The sequence below is a fragment of the Kitasatospora sp. NPDC091257 genome, assembly GCF_044757675.1.
GTDB classification, from domain to species: Bacteria; Actinomycetota; Actinomycetes; order Streptomycetales; family Streptomycetaceae; genus Kitasatospora; species Kitasatospora lactacystinica.
In genome coordinates this window covers 1-4,105 of the sequence record NZ_JBIVVI010000850.1, presented here as the reverse complement: position 1 = coordinate 4,105, position 4,105 = coordinate 1, and the positions used below count along the sequence as shown (strand labels likewise).

Sequence of the window (4,105 nt, the reverse complement as noted above, 5' to 3'; positions counted from 1 at the left end):
GACGAGCCCGGCGTGCCGCCGGGGGTGGGGCAGTTGGTGTCCCGCCGCACCGGGTCCGGGATGTAGACGGTGGTGAAGTCCTTCTCCGGCATGTTCCGCACCGCGTCGCTCATCGCCTGCTGCCAGATCGGGCCGGGGCCGGTGGCGCCGAAGACCTCGGCCTGGTACTTGCCGCCGATCCGGATGTTGCGCATCGGCACCTTGGTGCCGGGGCTGCCCAGCCAGACCGAGCCCGCCAGGTTGCCCGTGTAGCCGGTGAACCAGGCCGACTTCTTCTCGTCCGTCGTCCCGGTCTTGCCGGCGATCTGGCGGCGGTCGTCCAGGCCGAGGTCCCGCGCGGTACCGCCCTTCTCGGTCACCCCGAGCAGCACGCTGTTGATCACGTCGGCGGTGTCCTCGGACATCGCCGGGGTGCACCGGGCCTGGGGCACCGGGACGTCGGCGCCGTCCACCGTGGTGATCCGGTTGATCGCCATCGGCGCGCAGTAGGTGCCCCGGGCGGCGAAGGTCGCGTACACGTTGGCCATGGTCAGCGGGCTGACCTCCTGGGTGCCGAGGCCGAGCGCCGGCACCTCCTGCAGCGCCGAGCCGTCGGCCTTGCCCTCCATGCCCAGCTTGTTGGCCATCTGCTTGACGGCGCAGAGGCCGATCTCCTGCTCCATCTGCACGAAGTAGGTGTTCACGGAGAGCGCCATGGCCTGCTTGAGCTCGTACGGGCCGACCTCGGAGGTGCTCTCGTTGGGGATGGTCCCCTCCTTCTTCCCCTTGCTGAGGTTCTTCCAGGTGCCGTCGCAGGTCCGCATCGTCGGCCAGTCCATCCGGTTGGGCGAGTCGTACCGCTGGGTCGGCGACAGCCCGGCCTCCAGGGCGGCGGCGGCCACGATCGGCTTGAAGTTGGAGCCGGGCTGGAAGCCGATGCCGCCGCCCATCGCCGCGTCCACGTTGTAGTTGACGACGGTCTCGTTCTTCTCCTTGGCCAGGCCGTACGGGCGGGTCTGCGCCATCGCCAGGATCTTGCCGCTGCCGGGCTCGACCATCGTCATCGCGGCCGAGACCGGGTCGGTGACGTACACCTTGGTGGAGACGGCGTTCTGGGCCGCGGCCTGCTTTTCCGGGTCCAGCGTGGTGTAGATGTTCAGGCCGCCGGTGTCCCACAGCTTCTTGCGCTCCGCCGTGCTCTTGCCGAACGCCGGGTCCTGCTTGACCACGTGGCGCACGTAGTCGCAGAAGAAGCCCATCCCGGCCTGGGCGGTGATGCAACCGTTGCGCGGATCCTTGTAGTTGAGGCCGAGCGGGGCTGCCTTCGCCTCCCTGGCCTGCTCCGCGGTGATGTGCTTGTTCTCCACCATCTTGTCGATGACGGTGTCGCGGCGCTTCTGGGCGGCCACCGGGTGCAGCTTCGGGTCGTACTGGGACGGGTTCTGCACCAGCCCGGCGAGCATCGCCGCCTCGGGCAGGACGAGGTCCTTGGCGTCCTTGCCGAAGTAGCGTTGGGAGGCGGCCTGGATGCCGTACGCCTGGTGGCCGTAGAAGGTGATGTTGAGGTAGTTGGTGAGGATCTGCTCCTTGGTCAGGTCCTCCTCCAGCTTGATCGCGTACCGGAGTTCCTGGATCTTGCGGCCGAGCGTCTTGCGCTGCGCCTCGCGCACCGCGTCCGGGTCGTCCCCGGCCTTCTCGACGTTGACGTTCTTCACGTACTGCTGGGTCAGCGTGGAGGCGCCCTGGACGGCGGCTCCGCTCTCCGCGTTCTTGGTGATCGCGCGCAGGATGCCCTTGAGGTCGACGGCGCCGTGCTCGTAGAACCGGGCGTCCTCGATGTCGACCTGCGCCGTACGGATCAGCGGGGACATCTGGTCGGCGGGTATGACGGTCCGGTCGCGCTCGTACACCTTGGCGATCAGACCGCCGTTGGCGTCGAAGATCTGGGTCGCCTGGCTCAGCGGCGGGGTCTTGAAGTCGTCGGGGATGCTCTCGAAGCCCTCGGCGCCGTTCTTCGCCCCGAGTCCGACCGCCCCGGCCGCCGGGAGGATCAGGCCCGCCAGCAGGATGCCGCCCAGCACGCTGGCGCCGAGGAAGGTGGCCGCGTGGCCCAGGATGCCGAGCGGGGTCTCGCGGCGCCTCGGGCGCGGCACCCAGGTGTCGCCCGGGTCCGAGGCGGCGGGTATGCGGCTCTTCGGTGACATAGATCGAACATTACGGCCGTCAACAGGCCGTGGGGGGCGGGTGCTGGCGAAGGATTGTCACAAAATCGCGACGGATTCGACTCATTCCCGAGGGCCGAACGGGCGTGCACGCAGGAACAAGGGCCGTTCGTCCACGGCCCGTTGCCCCCGCGCGCTGCGCCCCGTGCCTGTCCGGCCCTACCCGCCCGGCCTTCCCCGCCCGGCCTTCCCCGCCCGGCCTTCCCCGCCCGGCCTTCCCCGCCCGGTCTTCACCGGCTCGGCCGGCGCCGCTCGGGCCGCGGCGCTCAGCCCGCCGGGCAGAAGACGTCCCGGGCCGGGCGGCGGCCGGTGACCAGGTAGTCCGTCACCACCTGGTCACCGCAGGCGTTCCCGTTGGCCCGGTACACGTCGTGGCCGCCCGAGTCCACCGCCACCATCCGTGCCCGGTCCCCGAAGGCCGCCCGCAGCTTGAGCGCACCGGCGTACGGCGTCGCGGGGTCGCGCAGGTTCTGCGTGAGCAGCACGTTGGCCGGGCCGCGGTCGGTCACCCGCACCGGCGGCTCGGCGGGCGCGAACGGCCAGAAAGCACAGGGCATCACGTTCACCGGCAGGCCGGCGGTGAGCGGACGGGCGGCGCGGTCCGCGGTGACGGCCTTGGCGTAGCTCGCCGGGTCGGTGGGCCACTTGACGTCGTTGCAGAGGGTGCCGACCGAGACGGCGAGGGTGTTCTGCACCGCCTGCAGCTCCCGCTCGCCCAGCTTGGGCGGGGCGGGCAGCGGAGCCCGGCCGAGACCGGCCAGCATCAGCCGGGCGAGGACCGGGAACTTCGCGTCCGCGTACATGCTCTCCAGCAGGGTCTCGCGCAGCACGTTGCCGTTCAGCTCCGCCGGGTTGGCGCCCTCCCAGGGCAGCGGGGCCCGGTCGAGGCGGGCGGCGAGGTCGAGGAAGAGCGGGCGGACCTCCTCGGGGGTGTCCGCGACCCGGTCCGGGTTGTCCGGGGCCGACGCCCAGGCGGCGAAGTCGGGAAAGCGGTCCTCCACGCCCCGGCCGTAGTTGTCCAGCCAGCCGCGCCCGACCCGGGTCGGGTCCGGGTCGTCGTTGCTGTCCAGCACGATCCGGTCGGTGCGCTCGGGGAACATGGTGGCGTAGACCGCGCCCGCGTAGGTGCCGTACGAGACGCCCCACACGGAGAGGCGGCGCTCGCCGAGGGCGCGGCGGACGCTGTCGATGTCGCGGGCCTCGTTGGCGGTGGAGATGCTGCGCAGCACCGGGCCGCCGTTGCGCGCGCAGGTCTCGGCGACGCGGCGGGCGGTGGCCAGGTTCCCGTCGATCGAGCCGTCGGCGGCCGGCCAGGGACGCACCTTGACCATCGACAGGTCGGCGGTGTCCAGTGCGCAGCTGACCGGGGTGGAACGGCCGACGCCGCGCGGGTCGAAGCCGACCACGTCGTAGCGGTCCCGGACGGACTGCGGCAGGTGCCCCGCCATGCCGTGGACGAGGTCGAGGCTGGAGCCGCCCGGTCCGCCGGGGACGGCCAGCAGCACGCCGCGGCGGAGGCCGGGATCGGCGGCGGTGATCCGGGAGACGGCGAGGGTGATGCGGGGGCCGTTCGGGTCGGCGTAGTCCAGCGGGACGGTGACCTCGGCGCAGCGCTGGGGGCTGTCGGCCGGGGCGTCCGGACAGGCCGTCCAGGCCAGGCCGTCCCTTCCGGGCGGTGCGGTGCCGGCCGCGCCGGCGGGCAGGGCGCTCAGCGCGGTCATGGCGAGGGCGGCGGCCGCGGTGACCGCGGCGGTGATGGTACGGGTGGGCTTCGTCATGCCCAAGAGTCTGCTGCGGCACGGGACTTGGTCCCATCCGGACAGCGGGCCGGTCGGGGGTGGGGAAATCCCCCGGGGACGGGGTGGAGACCGCCGTCGGTCGCGGTCTCCAGCCGTGGAGGGTGG

Annotated in this window: 2 protein-coding genes; both read right to left on the bottom strand. The window is 72.1% G+C overall.

The window, feature by feature from the left end:
- Nucleotides 1-2,183, bottom strand: a 2,183-nt coding sequence (locus ACIQOV_RS30805; RefSeq protein ID WP_401053906.1) for a transglycosylase domain-containing protein, incomplete at its 3' end; no start/stop codon positions are given.
- A gap of 284 nt (nt 2,184-2,467) precedes the next feature.
- The gene (locus ACIQOV_RS30800) at nt 2,468-3,979 is read right to left on the bottom strand and encodes an alpha/beta hydrolase (protein WP_401053904.1); all 1,512 of its coding nucleotides are present in this window, start codon (nt 3,977-3,979) and stop codon (nt 2,468-2,470) included.
- Nucleotides 3,980-4,105 lie beyond the last annotated feature (126 nt).